General features: G+C 72.0%; 22 protein-coding genes and 1 pseudogene. 14 read left to right on the top strand and 9 right to left on the bottom strand.

Annotated features, from left to right (window positions below):
- Positions 1–5 precede the first annotated feature (5 nt).
- The 4 genes from C7S10_RS00670 to C7S10_RS00655 are packed head-to-tail and all read left to right on the top strand — an operon-like array spanning position 6 to position 4081.
- Positions 6–1394: a P-loop NTPase family protein gene (locus C7S10_RS00670; RefSeq protein ID WP_108342495.1), complete on the top strand. Its 1389-nt coding sequence runs from the start codon at positions 6–8 to the stop codon at positions 1392–1394.
- On the top strand, positions 1387–1848 hold the full coding sequence (locus C7S10_RS00665; RefSeq protein ID WP_108342494.1) for a GNAT family N-acetyltransferase: 462 nt from the start codon (positions 1387–1389) through the stop codon (positions 1846–1848). Before C7S10_RS00670 ends, C7S10_RS00665 begins: the two co-directional genes overlap by 8 nt.
- Positions 1845–3854: a vWA domain-containing protein gene (locus C7S10_RS00660; protein WP_108342493.1), complete on the top strand. Its 2010-nt coding sequence runs from the start codon at positions 1845–1847 to the stop codon at positions 3852–3854. Before C7S10_RS00665 ends, C7S10_RS00660 begins: the two co-directional genes overlap by 4 nt.
- Positions 3854–4081 carry a hypothetical protein gene (locus C7S10_RS00655; protein WP_108342492.1) on the top strand — a complete coding sequence of 76 codons (228 nt, stop codon included), beginning with the start codon at positions 3854–3856 and terminating at the stop codon, positions 4079–4081. Before C7S10_RS00660 ends, C7S10_RS00655 begins: the two co-directional genes overlap by 1 nt.
- A 15-nt stretch (positions 4082–4096) precedes the next feature.
- Here C7S10_RS00655 and C7S10_RS00650 read toward each other — a convergent pair whose 3' ends face one another.
- The gene (locus tag C7S10_RS00650; protein ID WP_108342491.1) at positions 4097–4492 is read right to left on the bottom strand and encodes a nuclear transport factor 2 family protein; all 396 of its coding nucleotides are present in this window, start codon (positions 4490–4492) and stop codon (positions 4097–4099) included.
- A 6-nt stretch (positions 4493–4498) separates the two neighbouring features.
- Between C7S10_RS00650 and C7S10_RS23050 the strand changes: the two are divergent.
- Positions 4499–5775 (top strand): annotated as a pseudogene (locus C7S10_RS23050) (low temperature requirement protein A).
- Here the strand turns inward: C7S10_RS23050 and C7S10_RS00640 are convergent.
- A complete protein-coding gene (locus tag C7S10_RS00640; protein ID WP_108342490.1) occupies positions 5772–7091 on the bottom strand; it encodes an ABC1 kinase family protein in 1320 nt (439 codons plus the stop codon). The pseudogene C7S10_RS23050 and the gene C7S10_RS00640 sit on opposite strands and share 4 nt — an antisense overlap.
- A gap of 138 nt (positions 7092–7229) precedes the next feature.
- On the opposite strand from C7S10_RS00640, the gene C7S10_RS00635 reads away from it, so the two are divergent.
- Entirely contained in the window at positions 7230–7517 is a 288-nt protein-coding gene (locus C7S10_RS00635; RefSeq protein WP_108342489.1) for a DUF1905 domain-containing protein, read from the top strand.
- Here the strand turns inward: C7S10_RS00635 and C7S10_RS00630 are convergent.
- Entirely contained in the window at positions 7498–7839 is a 342-nt protein-coding gene (locus C7S10_RS00630) for a MazG nucleotide pyrophosphohydrolase domain-containing protein (RefSeq protein WP_108342488.1), read from the bottom strand. The two genes, C7S10_RS00635 and C7S10_RS00630, sit on opposite strands and share 20 nt — an antisense overlap.
- A gap of 25 nt (positions 7840–7864) precedes the next feature.
- On the bottom strand, positions 7865–8701 hold the full coding sequence (locus tag C7S10_RS00625; RefSeq protein WP_108342487.1) for an SDR family oxidoreductase: 837 nt from the start codon (positions 8699–8701) through the stop codon (positions 7865–7867).
- Positions 8702–8813: 112 nt separating this feature from the next.
- Here C7S10_RS00625 and C7S10_RS22650 point away from each other — a divergent pair, with 112 nt between their 5' ends.
- The gene (locus C7S10_RS22650; RefSeq protein WP_133176392.1) at positions 8814–9323 is read left to right on the top strand and encodes an NfeD family protein; all 510 of its coding nucleotides are present in this window, start codon (positions 8814–8816) and stop codon (positions 9321–9323) included.
- 26 nt (positions 9324–9349) lie between these two features.
- Positions 9350–10870: a flotillin family protein gene (locus C7S10_RS00615; RefSeq protein ID WP_108342485.1), complete on the top strand. Its 1521-nt coding sequence runs from the start codon at positions 9350–9352 to the stop codon at positions 10868–10870.
- 28 nt (positions 10871–10898) lie between these two features.
- Here the strand turns inward: C7S10_RS00615 and C7S10_RS00610 are convergent, their stop codons facing one another.
- On the bottom strand, positions 10899–12809 hold the full coding sequence (locus tag C7S10_RS00610; RefSeq protein WP_165807008.1) for a patatin-like phospholipase domain-containing protein: 1911 nt from the start codon (positions 12807–12809) through the stop codon (positions 10899–10901).
- A gap of 101 nt (positions 12810–12910) precedes the next feature.
- On the bottom strand, positions 12911–13633 hold the full coding sequence (locus C7S10_RS00605; protein ID WP_243395130.1) for a CDP-alcohol phosphatidyltransferase family protein: 723 nt from the start codon (positions 13631–13633) through the stop codon (positions 12911–12913).
- Positions 13634–13737: 104 nt separating this feature from the next.
- Here C7S10_RS00605 and C7S10_RS00600 point away from each other — a divergent pair, with 104 nt between their 5' ends.
- Positions 13738–14304 carry a dihydrofolate reductase family protein gene (locus tag C7S10_RS00600; RefSeq protein ID WP_108342483.1) on the top strand — a complete coding sequence of 189 codons (567 nt, stop codon included), beginning with the start codon at positions 13738–13740 and terminating at the stop codon, positions 14302–14304.
- 38 nt (positions 14305–14342) lie between these two features.
- Positions 14343–15965, top strand: a complete 1623-nt coding sequence (locus C7S10_RS00595; protein WP_108342482.1) for a bifunctional 3'-5' exonuclease/DNA polymerase — start codon at positions 14343–14345, stop codon at positions 15963–15965.
- 13 nt (positions 15966–15978) lie between these two features.
- On the opposite strand, the gene C7S10_RS00590 is transcribed toward C7S10_RS00595, so the two are convergent.
- Positions 15979–16281: an MmcQ/YjbR family DNA-binding protein gene (locus C7S10_RS00590; RefSeq protein WP_108342481.1), complete on the bottom strand. Its 303-nt coding sequence runs from the start codon at positions 16279–16281 to the stop codon at positions 15979–15981.
- Between the two features lie 88 nt (positions 16282–16369).
- Between C7S10_RS00590 and C7S10_RS00585 the strand changes: the two genes are divergently transcribed.
- A complete protein-coding gene (locus C7S10_RS00585; protein WP_108342480.1) occupies positions 16370–17878 on the top strand; it encodes a reprolysin-like metallopeptidase in 1509 nt (502 codons plus the stop codon).
- Between the two features lie 69 nt (positions 17879–17947).
- Here the strand turns inward: C7S10_RS00585 and C7S10_RS00580 are convergent, their stop codons facing one another.
- Together C7S10_RS00580 and msrA are read right to left on the bottom strand one after the other, a co-directional pair.
- Complete coding sequence (locus tag C7S10_RS00580; protein WP_108342479.1) at positions 17948–18289, bottom strand: YciI family protein; 342 nt, start codon at positions 18287–18289, stop codon at positions 17948–17950.
- Positions 18290–18365: 76 nt separating this feature from the next.
- Entirely contained in the window at positions 18366–19010 is a 645-nt protein-coding gene (gene msrA, locus C7S10_RS00575; protein ID WP_108342478.1) for a peptide-methionine (S)-S-oxide reductase MsrA, read from the bottom strand.
- 134 nt (positions 19011–19144) lie between these two features.
- Here msrA and C7S10_RS00570 point away from each other — a divergent pair, with 134 nt between their 5' ends.
- From C7S10_RS00570 to C7S10_RS00560, 3 genes are all read left to right on the top strand, one after another.
- Entirely contained in the window at positions 19145–19939 is a 795-nt protein-coding gene (locus C7S10_RS00570) for a hypothetical protein (RefSeq protein ID WP_108342477.1), read from the top strand.
- 87 nt (positions 19940–20026) lie between these two features.
- Positions 20027–21193, top strand: coding sequence for a cystathionine gamma-synthase (locus C7S10_RS00565; RefSeq protein WP_108342476.1), 1167 nt, complete (start codon positions 20027–20029; stop codon positions 21191–21193).
- Between the two features lie 7 nt (positions 21194–21200).
- Positions 21201–21518, top strand: coding sequence for a YidH family protein (locus tag C7S10_RS00560; protein WP_108342475.1), 318 nt, complete (start codon positions 21201–21203; stop codon positions 21516–21518).
- The last annotated feature ends 30 nt before the right edge of the window (positions 21519–21548 follow it).

Raw genomic sequence — 21548 nt, 5'->3', positions numbered from 1 at the left:
AACAGGTGACCACCTCACCTGCCATCTCCACCCTCGGCGAGCTCCGCGCCTCCGGCCACGAGCTCAAGCCCCTCCGCGTCGAGCTCCGTGACAACCTCCTCGCGCGCCTGCGCGAGGGCGTCGACCCGTGGCCGGGGCTGCACGGCTTCGACGACACGGTCGTCCCGCAGCTCGAGCGCGCGCTGATCGCCGGCCACGACCTCGTCCTCCTCGGCGAGCGCGGTCAGGGCAAGACCCGGCTGCTCCGCTCGTTGGTCGGCCTGCTCGACGAGTGGTCACCGGTCATCTCCGGCTCCGAGCTCGGCGAGCACCCCTACGACCCGATCACCGTCTCCTCGAAGCAGTCGCACGCGACGTACGGCGACGACCTGCGCATCTCCTGGCGCCACCGCGACGAGCGCTACTCCGAGAAGCTGGCGACCCCCGACACGAGCGTGGCCGACCTGATCGGCGACGTCGACCCGATGAAGGTCGCGGAGGGACGCTCGCTGGGCGACCCGGAGACGATCCACTTCGGCCTGATCCCGCGCTCCCACCGGGGGATCGTGGCGATCAACGAGCTGCCCGACCTCGCCGAGCGGATCCAGGTCGCGATGCTCAACGTGATGGAGGAGCGCGACATCCAGATCCGCGGCTACGTCCTGCGGCTGCCGCTCGACGTGCTGGTCGTGGCCTCCGCCAACCCCGAGGACTACACCAACCGCGGGCGCATCATCACCCCGCTCAAGGACCGCTTCGGCGCCGAGATCCGCACGCACTACCCGCTCGAGGTCGTCGACGAGATCGCGGTGATCCGCCAGGAGGCGGAGCTGGTCGCCGAGGTCCCCGACGTGCTCATCGAGATCCTGGCCCGCTTCACCCGCAACCTGCGCGAGTCGAGCGCCGTCGACCAGCGCTCGGGCGTGAGCGCGCGCTTCGCGATCGCCGGCGCGGAGACGATCGCCGCGGCTGCCCTGCACCGCGCCACCGTCAACGGCGAGGACGTCGCCGTCGCCCGGGTCGTCGACCTCGAGACCGCCGTCGAGGTGCTCGGCGGCAAGATCGAGTTCGAGACCGGCGAGGAGGGCCGCGAGGGCGAGGTCCTCACCCACCTGCTGCGCACGGCGATCGCCGAGTCCGTCCGCGGCCACTTCCGGGGCCTCGACCTCGGCCTGCTGGTGGAGGCGGTCGAGGACGGTGCGACCATCGCGACGAGCGGACGCACGTCGGCGCGCGACTTCCTCTCGGGGCTCCCGGTGCTCGGCGAGTCGGAGGTCTACGACGACATCGGTGCGCGCATCGGTGCGACCAACGACGGCGAACGGGCCTGCGCCGTCGAGCTCGCGCTCGAGGGGCTCTACCTCGCCCGCCGGGTCGGCAAGGAGTCCGACGGCCGGGAGACGATCTATGGCTGACCTGCGGCCCGGCACCGTGGCCGACGTCCCCGCGATCCGCGCGCTGGGGGAGGCGGTGGTGCCCGCGACGTACGACCCCATCGACGCGGCCTACGCCCGACGGATGCTCGACGAGTGGTGGTCGCTGGAGCGACTGGGTGCCTCGCTCCAGCGCATCCCGCACGTCGTCGCCGAGGACGACGGGCGCATCGTGGGCGTGGCCAACCTCGGCCCGAAGGACGACCGCTCGGTGATGTGGAAGCTCTACGTCCACCCCGAGGTCCAGGGGACCGGCGTCGGCACGCGGCTGCTCGACGCGATCATCGAGCTCAACGGCGACCGCACGCTGTGGCTCGAACGCGTCGACGGCAACGACCGGGTCGCGGGGTTCTACGCCGCGCACGGCTTCGTCGAGGCCGAGACGGTCGCCAACCCGCCGTGGCCCGACGACATCTGGATGAGGCGCAAGCCGTGAGCCGCTACCGCAGGTACGACGGCGGCGACCCGCTCGCCCCACCGGTCGACCTGGCCGAGGCGCTGGACGCGATCGGGCAGGACGTGATGGCGGGCTACTCGCCCGAGCGCGCGATGCGGGAGTTCCTGCGGCGCGGCGGGCAGGACCAGCAGGGTCTCGACGACCTCGCGCGGCGGATCGCGGAGAAGCGGCGCGACCTGCTCCAGCGGCACAACCTCGACGGCACCATGCAGCAGGTCCGCGAGCTGCTCGACAAGGCCGTGCTCGCCGAGCGCGGCCAGCTCGCCCGGGACGTTGTGATGGACGACGCCGACCGCGACTTCCGCGAGATGCAGCTGGCCAACCTGCCCGACTCGACCGCGGCTGCGGTGAGCGAGCTCAGCGGCTACGACTGGACGTCCCAGGAGGCCTGCGAGGCCTACGAGGAGATCAAGGACCTGCTCGGGCGCGAGCTCCTCGACCAGCGCTTCGCCGGGATGAAGCAGGCGATGGAGGGCGCGACCGAGGAGGACCGGGCCGCCATCAACGAGATGCTCGGTGACCTCAACGACCTGATGGAGAAGCACGCTCGCGGGGAGGACACCGACCAGGACTTCCGCGACTTCATGGACAAGCACGGCGACTTCTTCCCGGAGAACCCGCAGAACATCGACGAGCTGATGGACGCCCTCGCGCAGCGCTCGGCCGCGGCGCAGCGGATGCTCAACTCGATGACGCCCGAGCAGCGGGCCGAGCTGATGGAGCTCTCGCAGCAGGCCTTCGGCTCGCCCGAGCTGATGCAGCAGCTCGCGCGGATGGACGCCAACCTCCAGTCCCTGCGGCCCGACCTCGACTGGGGCGGCTCGGAGGACTTCGGCGGCGAGCAGGGCCTCGGGCTCGGCGACGGCACCGGCGCCTTCCAGGACCTCGCCGAGCTGGACGCGCTGGCCGACCAGCTGGCGCAGTCCTACGGCGGCGCGCGGATGGACGACGTCGACCTCGACGCCCTCGCCCGCCAGCTCGGTGACCAAGCGGCGATCGACGCGCGCACGCTCTCCGAGCTGGAGAAGGCGCTGCGCGACTCGGGCTACCTCCAGCGCGGCTCCAACGGCGAGATGCGCCTCTCGCCCAAGGCGATGCGCCAGCTCGGCAAGGCGCTCCTGCGCGACGTCGCGACCCGGATGTCGGGACGCCAGGGCGCCCGCGAGTCTCGCAACGCCGGCGCAGCCGGCGACCTGTCCGGCTCGACCCGGGGCTGGGAGTACGGCGACACGGAGCCCTGGGACGTCACCCGCACCATCACCAACGCCGTCCTGCGCACGGCCGGCGACGGCGCCGCCACGACCCCGCTGCGCCTGCGGGTCGAGGACGTCGAGGTGCAGGAGACCGAGGAGCGCACCCAGGCCGCGGTCGCCCTCCTCGTCGACACGTCGTTCTCGATGGCCATGGACGGACGCTGGGTGCCGATGAAGCGCACGGCCCTCGCGCTGCACCAGCTGATCCAGTCGCGCTTCCGTGGCGACCACCTGCAGCTGATCGGCTTCGGCCGGCACGCGCAGGTGATGGAGATCGAGCACCTGACCGGGCTCGACGCGCGGTGGGACAAGGGCACCAACCTGCACCACGGGCTGCTGCTGGCCAACCGCCACTTCCGCAAGCACCCCAACGCCCAGCCGGTGCTGCTGATCGTCACGGACGGCGAGCCCACCAGCCACCTCGAGCCCGACGGCGACGTGTGGTTCTCCTACCCGCCCCACCCGCAGACGATCGCCCACACCGTGCGCGAGCTCGACAACTCGCGCCGCCTCGGTGCGCAGACGACGTTCTTCCGGCTCGGCGAGGACCCGGGCCTGGCCCGATTCATCGAGTCGATGGCCCGCCGGGTCGAGGGGCGGATGGTCTCGCCCGAGCTCGACGACCTCGGTGCCGCCGTCGTCGGGTCCTACCTCGGCGACCGGTCGGCATCGACGTACCGCGACCACTTCGGTGGCTGGGGCATGGGCGACCGCGGCTTCTGGGTCGGCTGATGGGGGGACGGGCGGAGGGGTTCGACTGGGCCGAGCTGCCCGACGGCTCCGTGCGGATCACCCATCACGGGAAGCCGGCGACGACGCTGCGCGGCGGCCGGGCGGCCGACTTCCTGCGCGACGTCGAGGACGACGACCCCCAGGAGCTCATGGCGCGCCTGACCGGCAACTTCAAGCGCGGCAACGAGCGGACGGCGAAGCTGCACCCCCGCAACCGCGGGCGCTGAACCGGCAACGGCGGGTCAGCCCGCCAGCATCCGCATCAGCTCGGCGCCCATGTGCTCGATGACGGCCTCGAGCGCCTTGGCCGGACGCACCATCACGGTGAAGTCGACGATCTGACCCTCGGCGTCCCAGGTGATGATGTCGACGCCGCTGATGTCGAGCCCGCCGACGACGGTGCGGAACTGCAGCACCGCCGAGTCGTCGGCGAGCCACTCCCGCTCGTAGGCCAGGTGCGGTCCGAGCACCGTGAACGCGGCGGTGAGGTAGCCGACGACGGTGTCGCGGCCCTCCTGCGGAGCGTGCACGGCCGGGCTGCGGAAGACCGCGTCCGGGGCGATCAGGGCGGGCAGACCGGCGGCGTCGCGGCTGTCCACGACGGCGTGCCAGCGGGCGAGGGCGGCGGCGGAGTCCATGGACTCATGGTGGCAGAGCATCCGCCACCGGCCTCTAGCCTGTCGTGCATGGACGACGTGAAGGCGGGGATCGGGTCCGAGACCTCGTTGGAGGAGGAGCGGCACGCCAGCTGGATCGAGCTGTTCTTCGACCTGGTGGTCGTCGCGGGCGTCGGCACCCTGGCCCACGTCATCCACGACGACGTCACCGGCGCCAGCCTCGCGCTCTACGCCGTGCTGTTCCTCGCGTTCTGGCTCTCGTGGATGAGCTACATGCTCTACGGCAACGCCGCCGGCGAGGACACCCGCACCGTACGCCTGCTGATGGGGATGTTCGGCCTCGCGGTGATGGCCGCCTCGGTGCCGGGTGTGGCGGAGGACGTGGTCCACGAGGGCTTCGAGGGTGCGCACTTCGCGATGGCCAACGCCTTCGCGATCGCCTACGTCGCCACCCGGTTCGCCGGGGCGGGCGCCTGGCGGCGGGGCGCGGTGGTGGCGGACTGGCCGATCGCCCAGCACCTGACCGGGGTGGTGCCGTGGGTGGTCTCGATCTGGGTCGACGAGCCGTGGAAGTTCGCGCTGTGGGCACTCGGCATCGCCCTCGACCTCGTCCTGCTCGTGGTGATGTCGGGCGAGGACATGCTCGGGGAGACGCAGAAGCGGGTCGACCAGATGACGCAGCGCAGCCCGGAGCGGATGACGTCCTTCGCCGGCATCCAGATCGTCCGCTTCGACGCCGGCCACCTCTCCGAACGCCTCAGCTGTTCGTCATCATCGTGCTCGGCGAGGGGGTCATCCAGAGCGTGACCGCGGCCTCGGAGGCGGAGTGGGGCGGGCCGCTGCTCGTGACCGGGTTCGTGGCCTTCGTGCTGCTGGCCGGCATGTGGGCGCTGTCCGTCGTCCACGGCTACGCCGGCGTGCCCCACCTGCGTCCCGACCGCGTGCCACAGCGGTTCGCGCTCGCCCTGCACTGCGCCACGACGGCCAGCATCGCCGCCGTCGCCGCGGCCCTCGGCGGGGTCGTGGCCCACAGCGGCGAGAGCCTCGAGTCGCCGCAGCGGTGGCTGCTGTGCGGTGCGGTGGCGACGTGGTTCGGGCTCGGCACGCTGGCGAACCTCGTGTCCTCCGGGCTCACCCTCGCGCGGCCGGCGCTGTGGGGGACCAGCGGCATCGCCGTACCCCTGCTGATCGGTGTGGCCGGCGACGACCTCACCGGGACCGCCGTCGTGGCCTACCTCGCGCTGGTCGTGCTGGTGCTGATCGGCGTGGAACGGCGACAGCAGCGGGCCGACCGACCCACCTAGGCGGCGAAGCCGGGGAGGTTCTCCTCGAGGATCGCCCGGAACGGCGCCTCCGCCTCGAGCTGGCTGAGCAGGCCGAGGCCGCCGAGCCAGGTGCGGTGGATCAGCAGGTAGTTGGTCGGCAGGTTGAACTTGGTCGCCATCGTGAACGCCGGGTCGCGGGGGTTGTTGACCCGCTCGAACTGGGCGCGCATCCACTCCCGGCTGAAGCGGAAGGTCTCCTCGCGCGCGGGCTCGATGAACGGGGCGAGGTAGTCGAGGACCAGCTGAGGGTCGACGGTGACGTTGTCCTTGATGAAGCCCTCGTCGCGGAGCCCGGCGACCAGCTGGTCGCTGTCGGCGTCGCGGGCGATCCGGATCAGGCTCCCCATCGCGCTCGGCATCTGCCGCTCGGGCAGCCGGGCCACGGCGCCGAAGTCGAGGACCCCGAGCTGTCCGGTCGCGGGGATCGGGCGGAAGTTCCCCGGGTGCGGGTCGGCGTGCATCATCCCGGTGCGCGCGGGGCCGGAGAAGAGGAACCGGGCGAGCAGCTCGCCGTAGTGGTTGCGCTCCTCGGTCGTGCCCTCACGGATGACGTGGGCCAGGGAGTGGGGCGACTCGAGCCACTCGGTGACCAGCACCTTCTCCCCGCTGGCGACCACGTCGGGCACCACGAAGTCCGGGTCGTCGCGGAAGGCCTCGGCGAAGGACGACTGGGCCTCCGCCTCGAGGGAGTAGTCGAGCTCGTCGGCGGCCCGCGCCTGCAGCTCGGCGACGAGCGGCTTGATGTCGATGCCCGGGAAGACGGGGGCGATGCCGCGAGCGACGCGCGCGAGCTGGCGCAGGTCGCTCATCAGGGCCTCGCCGGCGCCGGGATACTGCACCTTGACCGCCACCTCGCGGCCGTCGACCCAGCGTCCCTTGTGCACCTGCCCGATGCTGGCCGCCGCGGTGGGTCCGCCGTCGAGCCAGACCAGCTGCTCCTTCCACGCCGGGCCGAGGTCGACCGCGAGCTGGTCGCGCACCGTCTGGGTCGGCATCGGGGGAGCGTCGTCCTGGAGCTTGGTGAGGTTCTCGCGGTACGGCGCCACGAGCTCGTCCGGCAGGGCCGCCTCGAGCACGCTGAGGGCCTGGCCGAACTTCATCGCGCCGCCCTTGAGCTCGCCGAGCGTCCGGAACAGCTGTTCGGCCGTGCGCTGCTGCACCTCGCTGAGCACCGTCTCCGCGGGCGCGCCGCCGAGTCGCTTGCCCAGCCCCATCGCCGTACGCCCGGCATAGCCCAGCGGCAGTGCCGCCAGGCGGGCTCCGCGGGCCAGGCCCTTGCGGGGAAGGTCGCTCATGGGTCCAGTCTCGCTGATGGGCGGTTGACCACGCCGCCGGGCACGCCCCGATGTCGGTCGCTCGCCCTATCGTGGCGCCATGGTCGAAGAGATCCGAGGCCGGGACTTCGCCGGCGCGCAGGCTGACAGCGCCGGCTGATGGAGCTCGAGTTCGCCGGCGAGGTGGTTGAGTGGCGCGGCCCGGCGCCCTACCACTTCGTGCCGCTCCCGCCCGACGAGGCCGACATGGTCGACGAGGTGAAGGCCGACGTGGCCTACTGGGGTGTCATCCCGGTGACCGCGTGGATCGGCGAGACCAGGTTCACCACCTCGATGTTCCCCCGCGAGGAGACCTACTTCCTGCCCCTCAAGGACGCGGTGCGCACGGCGGAGGGCGTCGGTCTCGGGGACGTCGTCGAGGTGCGCCTCACGGTCGGTCGGGAGTGAGCCGCTGCTCGATCTCGTCCATCGTCGCGTCGTACGCCGCCTCGAGGTCGACCTCGTAGCGCTCGGCCAGCACCAGCACGGCCCAGAGGCAGTCGGCCAGCTCGTGCGCCAGCGCCGCGTGGGTGTCCTCCGCCGTCCCGAGGTCGGAGCGCACCCCGTCGGCGGCCATCGCCAGCTGCGCGAGGTCGCCCACGTCGCCGACGAAGCCCATCAGCGTCTCGGCGCGTGTCCACGTGCGGCCCCGCTCGGCGAGGTTGAGCTCGTCGTACTGCGCGGCGATCGCCAGCCCGCGCGACGTCAGGTCGGCCAGTGACTTCGACATGCGCCCGACGGTAGCGGTCGCCGGTTCAGCCCCTCGGCCCGCCGCGGTCGCGCAGCTTCCTCTGTGTCCGCCGGCCCTGGGCCACCACGAGCGGCATCGCGGCCAGGCTGAACCGCGGCAGCGCGTCACCGACGCGGGCGACGACTCCACGCCACGCCGGGACGGCGGTGACGAGCCGGGGCGCGTCCAGCACGCGGCGTACGGCCTCGACGACCTCCTCGGGCATCAGCAACCTGCCGGAGAACGACAGCGCCGAGCCCGGGTCGTGGAGCTTGTCGTGGAGCATCGGGGTCCAGATCCCGTCGGGGCAGATGCAGGAGATGTCGACGTCCTTCACGCCGGCGGCCCGGAGGTCGGCGATCGTGCTGAGGCTGAACCCGATGGCGGCGTGCTTGGAGGCGGCGTAGACCGCTTCGCCGGGCACCGCCGACAGCCCGGCGAGCGACACGATGTTGACGACGTGACCACCGGTCGCGCGCATGGCCCCGATCGCCGCGACGGTGCCGTTGATCGTCCCGAGCGCGTTGACCTCGAGCATCAGCCGGCGGGTGGCCTCGTCCTGCTCCCACGCGGGCCCGGTGATGAGCACGCCGGCGTTGTTGACCCACACGTCGAGGCGACCGGCCCGCTCGACGACCGCGTCACGGGCGGCGACGACCTGGGCGTGGTCGCGGACGTCGAGGGCGAGGGCGCTCGCCCGTGGGCCGAGCTCCTCGGCGCTCGCCCGGGCCGCCGCCCCGTCGATGTCGGTCACGAGCACGTGGTGGCCGCGCTCGACGAGCAGCGCGGCGATCTGGCGCCCGAGGCCACGGCCGGCTCCGGTGACGACCGCACCGCCGCGGGAAGAGGGATCAGCAGTCACGGGCGCAGCGTACGGCGCACGGGCCCGCCCCGGCGTCGCCCTCGTGCGGGTCGCCGTGGGATGCTGGCGCTCCCGCGAGCGCGGGGCAGGTGTTCGGGGGAGCAGACGCAGCGTGACGACGTTTCTGGTGATCGGCGTGATCGGCCTCGTCCTGCTCGCGCTCTCCCTCGTCCTCGGTGACGTGTTCGACGGCGCGTTCGACGTTCTCGCGGGCGACGTCTTCTCCAGTGCGGTCCTCGGTGCCTTCGTCTCGGCGACGGGCTTCGGCGCCGCGGCCGTCCAAGGCTTCGGTGCGCCGACGGCGATCGCCCTCCCGGTCGGCCTCGCCGCGGGGGTGGTCTTCGGGGCCTTCGCCGTCTGGCTGACGCGCCTGATCCGCGACGGCGGCAGCGACGCCACCCTCACCACCGACGACGCCATCGGTCGCGACGGACGCGTCGTCACCGCGATCCCCGCCGACGGGTTCGGCGTGGTGAACATCCTCATCGGCGGCCACACCCTGCGGCTCAACGCCAAGGCCGACCACCCGATCCAGCCCGGGACGCAGGTCCACGTGACCAGCGTTCTCTCGCCCAGCGCGGTCACCGTGGCCCCGGTCTGGGACGAGATCGACCAGCCCTGAGACCACCCCTGGAACAAGGAGAACCGATGGACCTCTCGAGCCCGATCGTCGCGATCGGCGGCCTGCTCGCCCTCGTCGTCCTGCTCGTGCTGCTCGTGACGAGCCGCTACAAGGTGGCTGGGCCCAACCAGGCCTTCATCGTCACCGGCCGCAAGGGCAAGGCGGTGCTCAACCCCGAGACGGGTGCGCTGACCACCGACCTCTCCGGACAGAAGGTCATCCTCGGCGGCGGCACGTTCGTCATCCCGTTCGTTCAGAAGCTCGGCACCCTCGACCTCTCCTCGCGCCGCATCTCCGTGCAGATCCGCGGCGCCGTCTCCGGGCAGGGCATCAAGCTCAACGTCGAGGGCGTGGCCATCGTCAAGGTCGGCGGCAACGCCGACCAGATCCGGCTGGCCGCGCAGCGCTTCCTCAGCCAGCAGCAGGACGTCGAGGCCTTCACGCAGGAGGTGCTCGCGGGCGCGCTGCGCTCGATCGTCGGCGGGCTGACCGTCGAACAGATCATCCGCGACCGGGCCGCCTTCGCCCAGCGCGTGGCCGACGAGTCGGAGAACTCCCTCACCGGCCAGGGCCTGATCCTCGACACCTTCCAGATCCAGGACGTCACCGACGACGGCACCTACCTCGCCGACCTCGGTCGGCCCGAGGCTGCGCGGATTCAGCAGGCCGCGTCGATCGCGGAGGCCGCGTCCCGCCAGGCCGCGGAGCAGGCCCGCATCGCCGCCGAGCAGGAGATCGCGATCTCGCAGCGCGCGCTCGCGCTCAAGCAGTCGGAGATCAAGGCCGAGACCGACGCCGCCCTCGCGAACGCCGCGTCCGCCGGGCCGCTCGCCCAGGCCGACCGGGACCAGGCGATCCTCCTCGAGCAGGAGAAGGTCGCCGTACGCCAGGCCGCGCTGACCGAGCGCAACCTCGAGACCGAGGTGCGCAAGCCCGCCGACGCCGCCCGCTACAAGGTCGAGCAGGAGGCCGAGGCCCAGCGATCCGCCGAGATCGCGGCCGCCGAGGCGCGCAAGGCCGCCACCATCGCCGCGGCCCAGGCCAAGGCGGAAGAAGCACGCCTCAACGGTGAGGCCGAGAAGTCGCGGCGTACGGCGCTGGCCGAGGCCGAGGCGATCGAGGGTGCCCGTCGCGGTGAGGCCGAGAAGGCCCGACGCACCGCGGAGGCCGACGCGACCCGGGCCGAGGGCGAGGCCACCGCGGCCGCCACCCTCGCGGTCGGCCAGGCGGAGGCGGAGGCGATGGACAAGCGCGCCGAGGCGTTCGCCCACTACAACGACGCGGCCGTGCTCCAGATGCTGATCGAGGTGCTCCCGCAGATCGCCCGCGAGGTCGCCGCCCCGATGAGCAACATCGACCAGCTGACCGTCGTCTCCACCGACGGTGCGGGCGCCCTGCCCCGCCAGGTCAACGACAACGTCGTCCAGACGCTCAGCATGCTCAAGACCTCGACCGGGCTCGACCTCGAGGCCCTGATCAAGAAGTCCATCGGCAAGGCCGCCGAGGGTTCCGGTCTCGACATCGAGGGCGCTCCGTCACCCTCCTGAGAGCATCCCCGCGTGCACTCAGCCAGGGTCAGGCCGGGTCGTCCCGCTCGCTCGCGCGGACAGCCGGCGCGATGCGCAGCACGGGCGCCGGTCTCGGCGCCCCGACCTCGAGCGGGACGTTGGCCCCGCTCGCCTCGGCCGACTCGATGTCGGCGGCGATCCGGCGCAGGTCGGCGACCAGCGACCGGGCCAGCGCCTGCTGGTCGAGGTTCGTGAACTGGTAGCTGGGCGCGTCGCCGAACGGGGACGCGAGGTCGTCGGCGTAGTCCGGGGTGAGCTGCTCGGCGAAGTCCGTGACCGCGTCGCTCAGCAGCGCGAGCGACGTGCGCAGCCGGACCCAGCGGTGGTTCTCCCACGAGACGACCCGACGGGGCAGCGTCTGGCCGGGGCGGCACGGGTCGGGCACCCGGTCCTCCTCCGGGCCATGCGTGTAGGTGTCGAGCAGCAGGCGCCCGGCCTGCCGGCCGCGCTCGGCGAGCCGGGCCAGGGTCTCGGGCGGCATCGCGAGGTTCATCCCGCCCTCGTCGTCGTTGTGCGAGATGTGCACGATCCGGTCGCGGTAGCCGGGCACCCGTGTCTGGGTGTTGTCGACCCAGTTCTGCATGGCGTCGAGGATCGCCGTGAGGAACCCGACCACACCGCCCAGACCGGCACCCTGCCACCGCGTCCACCACTCGAGCTGTCCGCCCTGGTTGGTGCGAGGCATCCAGACGTTGCAGCGCTCGTCGTCGCTCTGCGGGTAGCGCGGGTGGAACTCGCCGAGCGTGATCCCGAAGGTCGGCCGCGACGGCAGCAGCGCGTCGAAGAAGGAGACGGGGAAGTTGGAGGTGATGCCGCCGTCGGAGAACCAGCTCGGCTCGTAGCCCGTGCCGTCCGGCTTCGCCAGCGACTGGTCGATCGCCCGGAGCGGCACGGCCGAGATCAGGATCGGGAACGACAGGCTCATCCGAGTGGCGACCACGACGGGCAGGTCGCGCGCGGACGGCATCGGGACCAGCCCGCCCTCGACACGCTCGCCACCGACGTCGACGAGGTGGTCGACGACCCGCGCCGGGAAGATCCGACGGAACTCCGCCTCGTCGAAGGCGAACCCGCCGCCGAGCCCTTCGGGGAGCCGGTAGGGCCGACCCTCGGTGACGTTGGTGGTCTGCATCTCCAGCACGACCTCGGGGGCGGAGTCCCACAGGTCCCCGAACGTCAGCGGAGTCCCGTCGCGGGGCCGCCCCGCGAGCTCGTCGAGCTTGTCGGCCAGCCAGTCACACAGTGACTCGCGCCCGGCCACGGCCTGCGAGCCGGTGACGATGCCGTAGAGGTTGTCGTCGAGGGCCTCGCCGGCGTCCTTGACCGCTGCGTACGCCGCCCCGACCGCCAGCCCGGCCAGCGTGACCACGACCGCGACGACGAGGCCGAGCCACCCCCAGACCGACTCCCAGGCCTCGGCGCCGAGCAGGGCCACGAGCAGCAGCACGCCTGGTACGGCGCCGAGCAGGCCGAGCCACGCCCGCCCGGTGCGCAGGCCGTAGCCGACGAGGCCGAGCACCAGGCTCGCCGTACGCCGCAAGCCGCCAGGGCCCGGCGACACGGCCCGGACCAGCAGCCCGTGCAGATTCTCGGTGCGTGCCGACGGCTGGAAGAGGCCGATCAGGTGGTCCTCGCTGCCCAGCCAGTCGGGGAGCGTCGCCAGGCCGTCGAACCCGCTGCCCGGGGCACCGGACGTGCGACCGATCTCGGCCGCCGCGGCGGCAGCAGCGGCGATGGCCCCCGCGGAGGTGCCGCCCACGTTGCGCAGGCGGTAGGTCGTCGCGAGCTCGCACACGGCCAGCGGGTAGAGCACGCCGCTGGTGATGCCGCCCTTCATCACCACGTCGCACTCGCGCTCGGTGCTCAGGTAGCTCGCGCGCTCACGCAAGCGCGCGGCGCCCGGGTCGTCCGTCCCCATGCCTGCCTCCCGACGATGGCAGCCCGGCGCGAGGGGCCACGCCGGGTCGTTGCCCTCGATCATGGCACCGGTCGCGGCGCCGCGACATGGCCAGATCTGGGCTAGGCGGTGCGGGCGCGGTGGGCGCGGTGGGTGGTGAGGTAGAGGCTCAGCGCGACGTAGTAGACGACGTATGCGATCGAGATCGCCAGCCAGATCGTGCCCGGGTCGGGGAGCTGGGCGACCAGCACGGCGTAGCTGGCGAGCCACACGGTGGTCAGGACCAGGGTGAGCCCCTGCAGCGACTCCGTCCGCGACGGGTAGACGTAGCCGATCGGCACGAAGACGAGCACCGCGCAGACGAGCAGCACCCAGGTGACGGCGGTGGGGGAGAGGTCCAGGACGACGACGTAGAACGCGGCGATGTTCCAGTAGCTCGGGAAGCCCAGGAACAGGTGGTCCTCGGTCTTCGCGTCGACGCGGCAGAACTGGTAGGCCGACGCCAGCAGCGGGACGCTGGCCAGGACCGTCGCCGACGTGCCTTCGCCGAGGTAGCCCGCGCTCCACAGCAGCACCATCGGCATGAACGCGTAGGTGATGTAGTCGACGATGTTGTCGAGCAGGGCGCCGTCGAACCACGGGACGTGCCGCTTCACGTCCACGCTGCGCGCCAGCATCCCGTCCGTCCCGTCGACGACCATGGCGACCAGGAACAGCCACAGGGCACGCTCCGTGTCGCCCTCGGCGACCGCGATCACGGTGAGGAACGCCAGCACCACCCCCGAGGCGGTGTAGGCATGGACGAGCCACGAGGCGATGATCGACAGCGTTGCTCGGCTCGGCACGCCCAGATCATCGCAGAGAAAACCGCCCACACCTGTCGTGACGCGGCACCACCGTTCGTGGGGTGGGTGACAGGATCCAACGACACCACAGCCAGGAGTAGAAGATGCGCGACCTCATCGTCACGGCGTTCATGTCCCTCGACGGAGTCATGGAGGCACCCGGCGGCGAACCCAGCCACCGCAGCTCGGGATGGACCTACCAGGACATCGAGTTCGACCCCGCGGCCTACGAGATCAAGGGCCGGGAGCAGGAGGAGGCCGGCGCCATGCTGATGGGCCGGGTCAGCTACGAGGCGTTCGCGCCGGTGTGGCCGACGATGACCGAGGAGTTCGCCGGCTACAACGCGATGCCGAGGTACGTCGTCTCCACGACCCTGGTCCAGGAGGACCCGCGCTGGCCGGCCACGATCCTGGGCTCGCTCGAGGAGGTGGCCACCCTCAAGGAGACCGAGGGCGGCCCGATCATCGTCCACGGCAGCGCGACCCTGGGCGCGGCGCTGGCCGACGCGGGGCTCGTCGACCGCTACCACCTGCTCGTCTTCCCGGTGCTGCTCGGCGCCGGCAAGCGGCTGTTCAGCGAGGCCGACCAGGACAAGACGATGCTCGACGTCGTCGAGTCGGAGACCTACGCCAACGGGATCACCAAGATCGTCGCGAACGTCAAGCGCTGACCTCCGGCACTCCTGTCGTGGACTGACACGATGACCCCATGACCCGCGTCGCGCTCTCCCGCATGCCGGGGGAGCGCGTCCTCGCGGTGGAGGGGGAGTCGGTTCGCGAGCTGGCGCTGGCCGACCTGGCGGCGTACGTCGCTTCCCGCGAGCCCGACGGCGTTCGCTGGGTCTGGGACGACACGGCGCGGTGGCTGCCGCCGCTGCTGGCGGCCGGCGTACGCGTCGCCCGCTGTCACGACCTGCGACTCGGCCACCACCTGCTGCGGCGGGCGCCGGCGGCGTCGATGGTCGCCGGCGAGGAGTCGGGGCACTGGGACCGGCTCGGGCCGTCCACGGTCTCCGACCCGACGCTGTTCGGGATCGACGAGGCCGCCGAGCACCTGCAGGCCCATCTCGAGGACGCCCGCCAGCTCGCCGCCGTGGCGGCCTCGCCCGACACGGCGCGGCTCTCGCTGCTGCTGGCGGCGGAGTCGGCGGGCGCTCTGGTCGCGGCGGAGATGTCGTTCGCCGGGGTGCCGTGGCGCCTCGACGTCCACGAGGCGCTGCTGCTCGACCGCCTCGGACCGCGACCGCCACGTGGCGCGCGACCGGCCAAGCTCGAGGCCCTGGCGGTCGAGCTCCGCGAGGTCCTCGACGCGCCCGGCCTCAACCCCGACTCGCGCCCGCACCTGCTGGCCGCGCTGCGGCGCGCCGGGCTCGAGGTGGACGACACCCGTGCGTCGTCGCTGCGCCGGCTGGAGCACCCGGTCGTCGCGCCGCTGCTGCGCTACAAGCAGCTGGCCCACCTGTTCTCGACCAACGGCTGGGCCTGGATCGACCAGTGGGTGCGCGACGGCCGCTTCCGCCCCTCCTACCAACCGGCCGGCTCCACGACCGGGCGCTGGTCCTCCAACGGCGGCGGAGCGCTGTCCTTCCCGGTGCAGGTCCGGCCGGCGGCCGTCGCCGACGAGGGCTGGCGACTGGTGGTGGCCGACGTCGCGCAGCTGGAGCCGCGGGTGCTGGCCGGCATGAGCGGCGACCGGGCGCTGGCCCGCTCGGCGCAGGGTGCCGACCTCTACCAGGGCATGGTCGACGACGGTGCGGTCGCCACCCGCAACGACGCCAAGCTCGGGCTGCTGGGGGCGATGTACGGCGCGACGTCGGGCGAGAGCGGACGGATGGTCGCCGGCCTGACCCGGCGTTATCCCGCCGCCTTCGGACTCGTCGAGGAGGCCGCCCGAGCCGGCGAGCGCGGGCAGGTCGTGCGCACGCTGCTGGGCCGCGGCTCGCCCACCCTCGGCGAGGCGTGGTCGGTCGACGACGACGCCGAGGTCGTCGACCCGGACGCCCAGACCCGCCGGCGCCGCGCCTACGGTCGCTTCACCCGCAACTTCGTCGTGCAGGGCACGGGGGCGGAGTGGGCGCTGTGCTGGATCGCGGACCTCCGCAGGCGGCTCTGGGCGCTGGGGTCGGGCGCGATCCTGGACCGGCCCCACCTGGTGTTCTTCCTGCACGACGAGGTGGTCGTGCACACCCCGGCCGCCCTGGCCGACGACGTCGTCCGGGCCGCCAACGAGGCCGCGACGACCGCCTCCGCCCTGCTCTTCCGCGACCTGCCGATCGACTTCCCGCTGAACGCCAGCGTGGTGAGCTCCTACGCCGAGGCGGGCAAGCCCTGACGCGGCGACTCGCTCAGTGGCGCTGCATCTGCCACGCGAGGTCGATGGCCTCGCGCACGGCGCGCGCGTCCGCCACGTCGAGGTAGGCCTCGACCTTGTGGTGCGCCTCCATCCGCGGCGGCACCCCGAACGTCTCGGGGTGGCGGGCGACCAGCGCCTCGCGCCGCTCGAGCGGCACCCGGACCACGAGCGTGTTCGGGTCGTCGAGCCGCACGACGAGGCGGTCGCGGACGTACCACGCCGGCCTCGCCTCGGTGCCCTTGCGCTTCACGCCCGCCAGCGACTCCGCGTGAGCGGCGACGTCGTCCGGGGTCATCGGCTCAGGCTAGACCCGTCAGTCCGGCCCGGTGTGTTTTGCCGCTCGCGGTCGGGGGTAGGGCGTGCCCAGACCCGAAGGAGCTGCCATGACCAGCCGAACGACCCGCGGCGCCGTACGCCGCACCACAGCCCTCGCCCTGCTGGCGACCCTCGTCGCCAGCGGCACCAGCCTCGCCCCGGCGGTCGCGAAGACCGACGAGGCGGCACCGCCCCGGCTCGAGACCGACGCCGTGGTGCCCAACCCCTCGGCCCAGGAGCTCGCGCGTCGCACGATCGTCGACCACGCGCCGGCGGACGCCCGCATGACGGACGCGAAGCGCAAGGCGGACGCCGGCAACGTCGTCGACGTGGCCTTCGTCTATCCCGCGGCGCTGGTCTCGCAGGCCGACATCGGTGGCCTGAGCGGGCTCCGGGCGAAGTTCAGCGCCCAGATCGCCGACGCCAACACCTCGTTCAAGAACTCCGGCATCCCGGTGGAGCTGCGCTACGTCGGCGACCGGCAGGTCGCGGCGCCCACCACCACCAACCTGCAGACCATGCTCACCCAGCTCGGCAAGCCGGGCGACGGGGTGTACGACGAGGCGCAGGCGCTGCGTGAGGAGACGCACGCCGACCTCGTGAGCCTGTGGGTCAGCGGCTCCGTGCCCCTCGGCTCGAGCTGCGGGATCGGCAACCTCAGCGGCATCCAGCCGCAGTACGACCCCGAGTACGCCGCGTTCACCACGCTCTTCTACACCGACTGCATCGACGACTTCCGGGTCTTCGCGCACGAGATCGGGCACAACTTCAGCGGCAACCACGACGTCGGCTCGTCGCAGCCGCCGAGCAACGGCAAGCCCTACGCCCGCGGCTTCACCGACCCGGCGCACAAGTTCATCACCGTGATGGCCTACTACGACGCGTGCGCCGCGGTGAACGTCAGCTGCACCCGGATCCCGTACTTCTCCGGACCCAACGTGAAGACCCCCGAGGGCTACCCGACCGGCAACGCCGCAGCCGACAACGTCCGCGCGATCACCGAGCAGGCGCCCACGGTGGCCAACTACCGCCAGTCGCAGATCTACGGCGCGGTGCCGACGATTTCCGGCCAGCCGAACCGCGGCGGCACGCTGACGGCGAACACCCCCGGCTGGGCGCCCGGCAACGTCACCTTCACCTACCAGTGGTTCGCCAACGGAGCGCCGATCGCCGGCGCCACCGGCGCCACCCTGAAGCTGGGCGACGCGCAGGTCGGCACGGTCATCACCGTCGCCGTCACCGGCAACGCGCCGTACTACCAGCCGGTCGCCGTCGGGTCGGCCGCGACGCCGGCCATCGGCAAGAGCCTCTTCACCCGCACCACCAAGCCGAAGATCAAGGGCGCCGCCCGTCCGGGCAGCAAGCTGAAGGCGTCGGTCAAGGCGTGGAAGCCCGGCAAGGTGAAGTACAAGTTCACCTGGCTGCGCAACGGCAAGGCGATCAAGGGCGCGAAGGGCAAGACCTACCGCGTCAAGGGCAAGGACCGGGGCAAGAAGATCCAGGTCAAGGTCACCGGCAAGCGCAGTGGCTTCGAGACGGTCTCCAGGACCTCGAAGAAGATCAAGATCCGCCGCTGACGGATCGACACTCATGCGCGACGGGCGCGGGATCCTCGGATCTCGTGCCCGTCGTCGCGTGCCGGGGCCTCATTTGACGACCCGGACCTCCTGCGGCCAGCCGCAGCCCTCGGCCACGCGGGCGGCCCACATCTTGGCGGTCTCCAGGTCGGGGACCTCGATGATCGTGATCCCGCCGAGCTGCTCCGTCGTCTCGGCGTAGGGTCCGTCGGTCACCACCATCGTCCCGCTGGTGCCGTCCGCGCTGAAGGCCTGCTCCATGTCCTCGACGAGCCCGCCGGCGAAGACCAGGACCCCGGCCTCCTCCATGTCGCGGACCACCGCGGTCGACGGCTCCACCCGCCCCTGGAACCACTCGGCGTCGTGGTCACCGACCCACTGCTGGTGGAAGTAGATGGCGTACTGCGTCATGGTGCTCCTCCGTTCGCGGGTCGCCCGTGCGACCCGTCACCACCCTGACGGATGACCGCTGCCGAGATCGACAGTGTCAGGCGGGGAACTTCACGCCGGTGTTGGCGTGGCAGCGGTAGCCGAACGGGTTCTTCGCGAGGTACTGCTGGTGCGCGTCCTCGGCGTAGTAGTAGGGCGTCTCGCTCGCCGGGCGGATCTCCGTGGTGATGTCGCCCAGCCGGCGGCGGGCCAGCTCGTCGCCGTACACCTTCGTGAGCTCGCGCGCGGTCTGCTCCTGCTCGGGCGACGTGTAGTAGATCGCCGAGCGGTACTGCGTGCCGACGTCGTTGCCCTGGCGCATGCCCTGCGTCGGGTCGTGGATCTCGAAGAACTTCCGCACGAGGTCGGCGAAGGACGTGACGCTCGGGTCGAAGACGATGCGGACGGCCTCGGTGTGGCCCGTGCGGCCGGAGCAGACCTCGTCGTACGTCGGGTGGCTGGTGTGGCCGCCGGCGTAGCCCACCGACGTGGACCACACGCCCGGCTCCTGCCAGTAGATCTCCTCCGCGCCCCAGAAGCAGCCGAGGCCGAAGATCGCGACCTCGAAGCCGGCGGGCACGACCTCGCTGACGACCGGGGTCTTGAGCACGACGTGCTCCCCGAGGGTCCACGGCTGCGCGTCGCGGCCGGGCAGCGCCTCGTCGGCGGACGGGAGGGTGGAGGGCTTGCCGAATCCGAACATGGGTCCATCCTCCCCCGGCGCGCAAGGCGCCGCCCGGGACTAGTCCATCCGGGGTATATCCGCGTCCTCCGGTCCGGACCTGCGCTCTCCCCGCTCCTGAGGTGAGTAACCAATCGGGGGAGAGGAACCACCCAATGTTGTCTCGAGGAAATCTGAAGCGCACCGTCGCCGGCGTCGTCGCCGGCCTGCTCGTCGGGGGAGCGGTCACGACCATGACCCCGGCCGGTGCCGAGGTGTCGCACCAGGCGGCCACCAACTGGAACAAGATCTGGAAGAAGAAGCTCGCGCCGAAGGCAGACCAGCGCTACTACAAGAAGACGGAGACCGACGCGAAGTACTCCACCAAGGCGGAGGTCGGCTCGGCGCTCGCCAACTACTGGACCAAGACCCAGTCCGACGGGGCCTACCAGCCCAAGGGCAGCTACGCACCGGCCGGATCGTCCTACACCAAGTCCGAGTCCGACGCGCGCTACACCGCCGCCGGTTCGGGCTACACCAAGACCGAGTCCGACGCGAGGTACGCGCCGAAGCCGACGGTCCTGCGGGGCTACTTCAACCTCCTCGACAACGTCCCCGCCGGGGGCTACGTCGGAGGCTCGATCTCCTACGGGGTGACGCTGACCGCGGCGCCGATCCTCCACACGATCGCTCCCGGCGCGGTCCCGCCGGCCGGCTGCTCGGGCACCGTCGGCGCACCGTCGGCCAGCCCGGGTCACCTGTGCATCTTCCAGCGCTACACGAGCGGGGGGACGACGTTCAACGTGTTCGGCGGCGCCACCACCTTCGGGGCGTACATCAACGCCACCAGTGCCGCGGCCCAGCTGCTCGAGGTCTCCGGCACGTGGGCCGTCGGGGTCTCCACCCTGGCGACCGGCAAGCCGGACGCGTCGGGCGACGAGTCCGCCCGGCCCATGACGGCCGTGCAGTAGCAACATCTCGGGGATCGGCCGCCACCTCGCCGAGGTGGCGGCCGTTCCGTTTGCCGGCCCGGACACGCCGGGGTCTACCCTCGCCGTGTGACCCAGGAACGTGCCGACAAGACCGGTTTCGAGACGCGTGCGATCCACGCCGGATACGAGCCCGACGCCATGACCGGGGCGGTCATCCCGCCCATCTACGCGACCAGCACCTACAAGCAGGACGGCGTCGGCGGGATGCGCGGCGGCTACGAGTACAGCCGCTCCGCCAACCCGACCCGCACCGCCCTCGAGGGGGCGCTCGCGGCGGTCGAGGAGGGCGAGCGCGGCTTCGCCTTCGCCAGCGGCCTGGCGGCCGAGGACACGCTGATCCGCTCGCTGACCTCGCCCGGCGACCACGCGGTCATCCCGGACGACGCGTACGGCGGCACGTTCCGCCTCTTCGACAAGGTGGCGAAGGTCTGGGGCCTCGACCACAGCCCCGCCGCCGTGTCCGACGTCGACGCCACGCGGGCCGCGATCGTGCCGGGCCGGACCAAGATCGTGTGGGTCGAGACGCCCACCAACCCGATGCTCAACATCGGCGACATCGAGGCGCTCGCCGCCGCGGCCCACGACGCCGGCGCCCTGCTCGTCGTCGACAACACCTTCGCCTCGCCGTACCTCCAGCAGCCGCTCACCCTCGGCGCCGACGTCGTCGTGCACTCCACGACCAAGTACGTCGGTGGGCACAGCGACGTCGTCGGCGGCGCCGTCGTCGTCCGCGACCTCGGGCTTGCCGAGAAGATCGCCTTCCACCAGAACTCCATGGGTGCCGTGCCCGGCCCCTTCGACTGCTTCCTCACCCACCGCGGGCTCAAGACCCTCGGGGTGCGGATGGACCGCCACTGCGACAACGCCGAGAAGGTCGTCGAGTTCCTCACCAGGCACCCGAAGGTCGCCGAGGTGATCTATCCCGGCCTCGACTCCCACCCCGGCCACGCCGTCGCAGCGCGCCAGATGAAGCGCTTCGGCGGCATCGTCAGCTTCCGCGTCACCGGTGGTGAGCAGCACGCCCTCGACGTGTGCGCCAGGGCCGAGGTCTTCACCCTCGGGGAGTCGCTCGGCGGTGTCGAGTCGCTGATCGAGCACCCCGGCCGGATGACCCACGCGAGCGTCGCCGGCACCGACCTCGAGGTCCCCGCCGACCTGATCCGGCTCAGCGTGGGCATCGAGACCGCCGACGACCTGCTGGCCGACCTCGAGCAAGCCCTGGCCGAGGCGTGACCGAGTCGTGATCGAGCCCGACATCCGCTTCACCCTCGCCAACGAGCGGACCTTCCTGGCGTGGGTGCGGACGGCGATCGGGCTGATCGGTGCGGGCGTGGCCGTCTTCCACCTCCTCGACCAGTCGGCCGCGACCACGATCCTCTCCGTGGTCCTGCTGGCCTCGGGGGCGCTGACCGGCCTGGTCGGGTTCGTGCACTTCCGGGCGGCCGACCTGGCCATCCGGGCCGGCGAGCGGCTCCCGACCAACCACGTGGTCTTCGTGCTCCTCACCGCCGCCATCCTGCTGGCCGCCGCTGCCGGCGCCGCCACGATGCTGGTGTGAGCAGCGCCGTGCGGGTGTGCCGGCGCCCCG

This window comes from Nocardioides currus, from assembly GCF_003057875.1.
Taxonomy (GTDB): Bacteria; Actinomycetota; Actinomycetes; order Propionibacteriales; family Nocardioidaceae; genus Nocardioides; species Nocardioides currus.
Note: the sequence above shows the minus strand (reverse complement) of the source record. Positions and strands in the feature narration are given on the sequence as shown.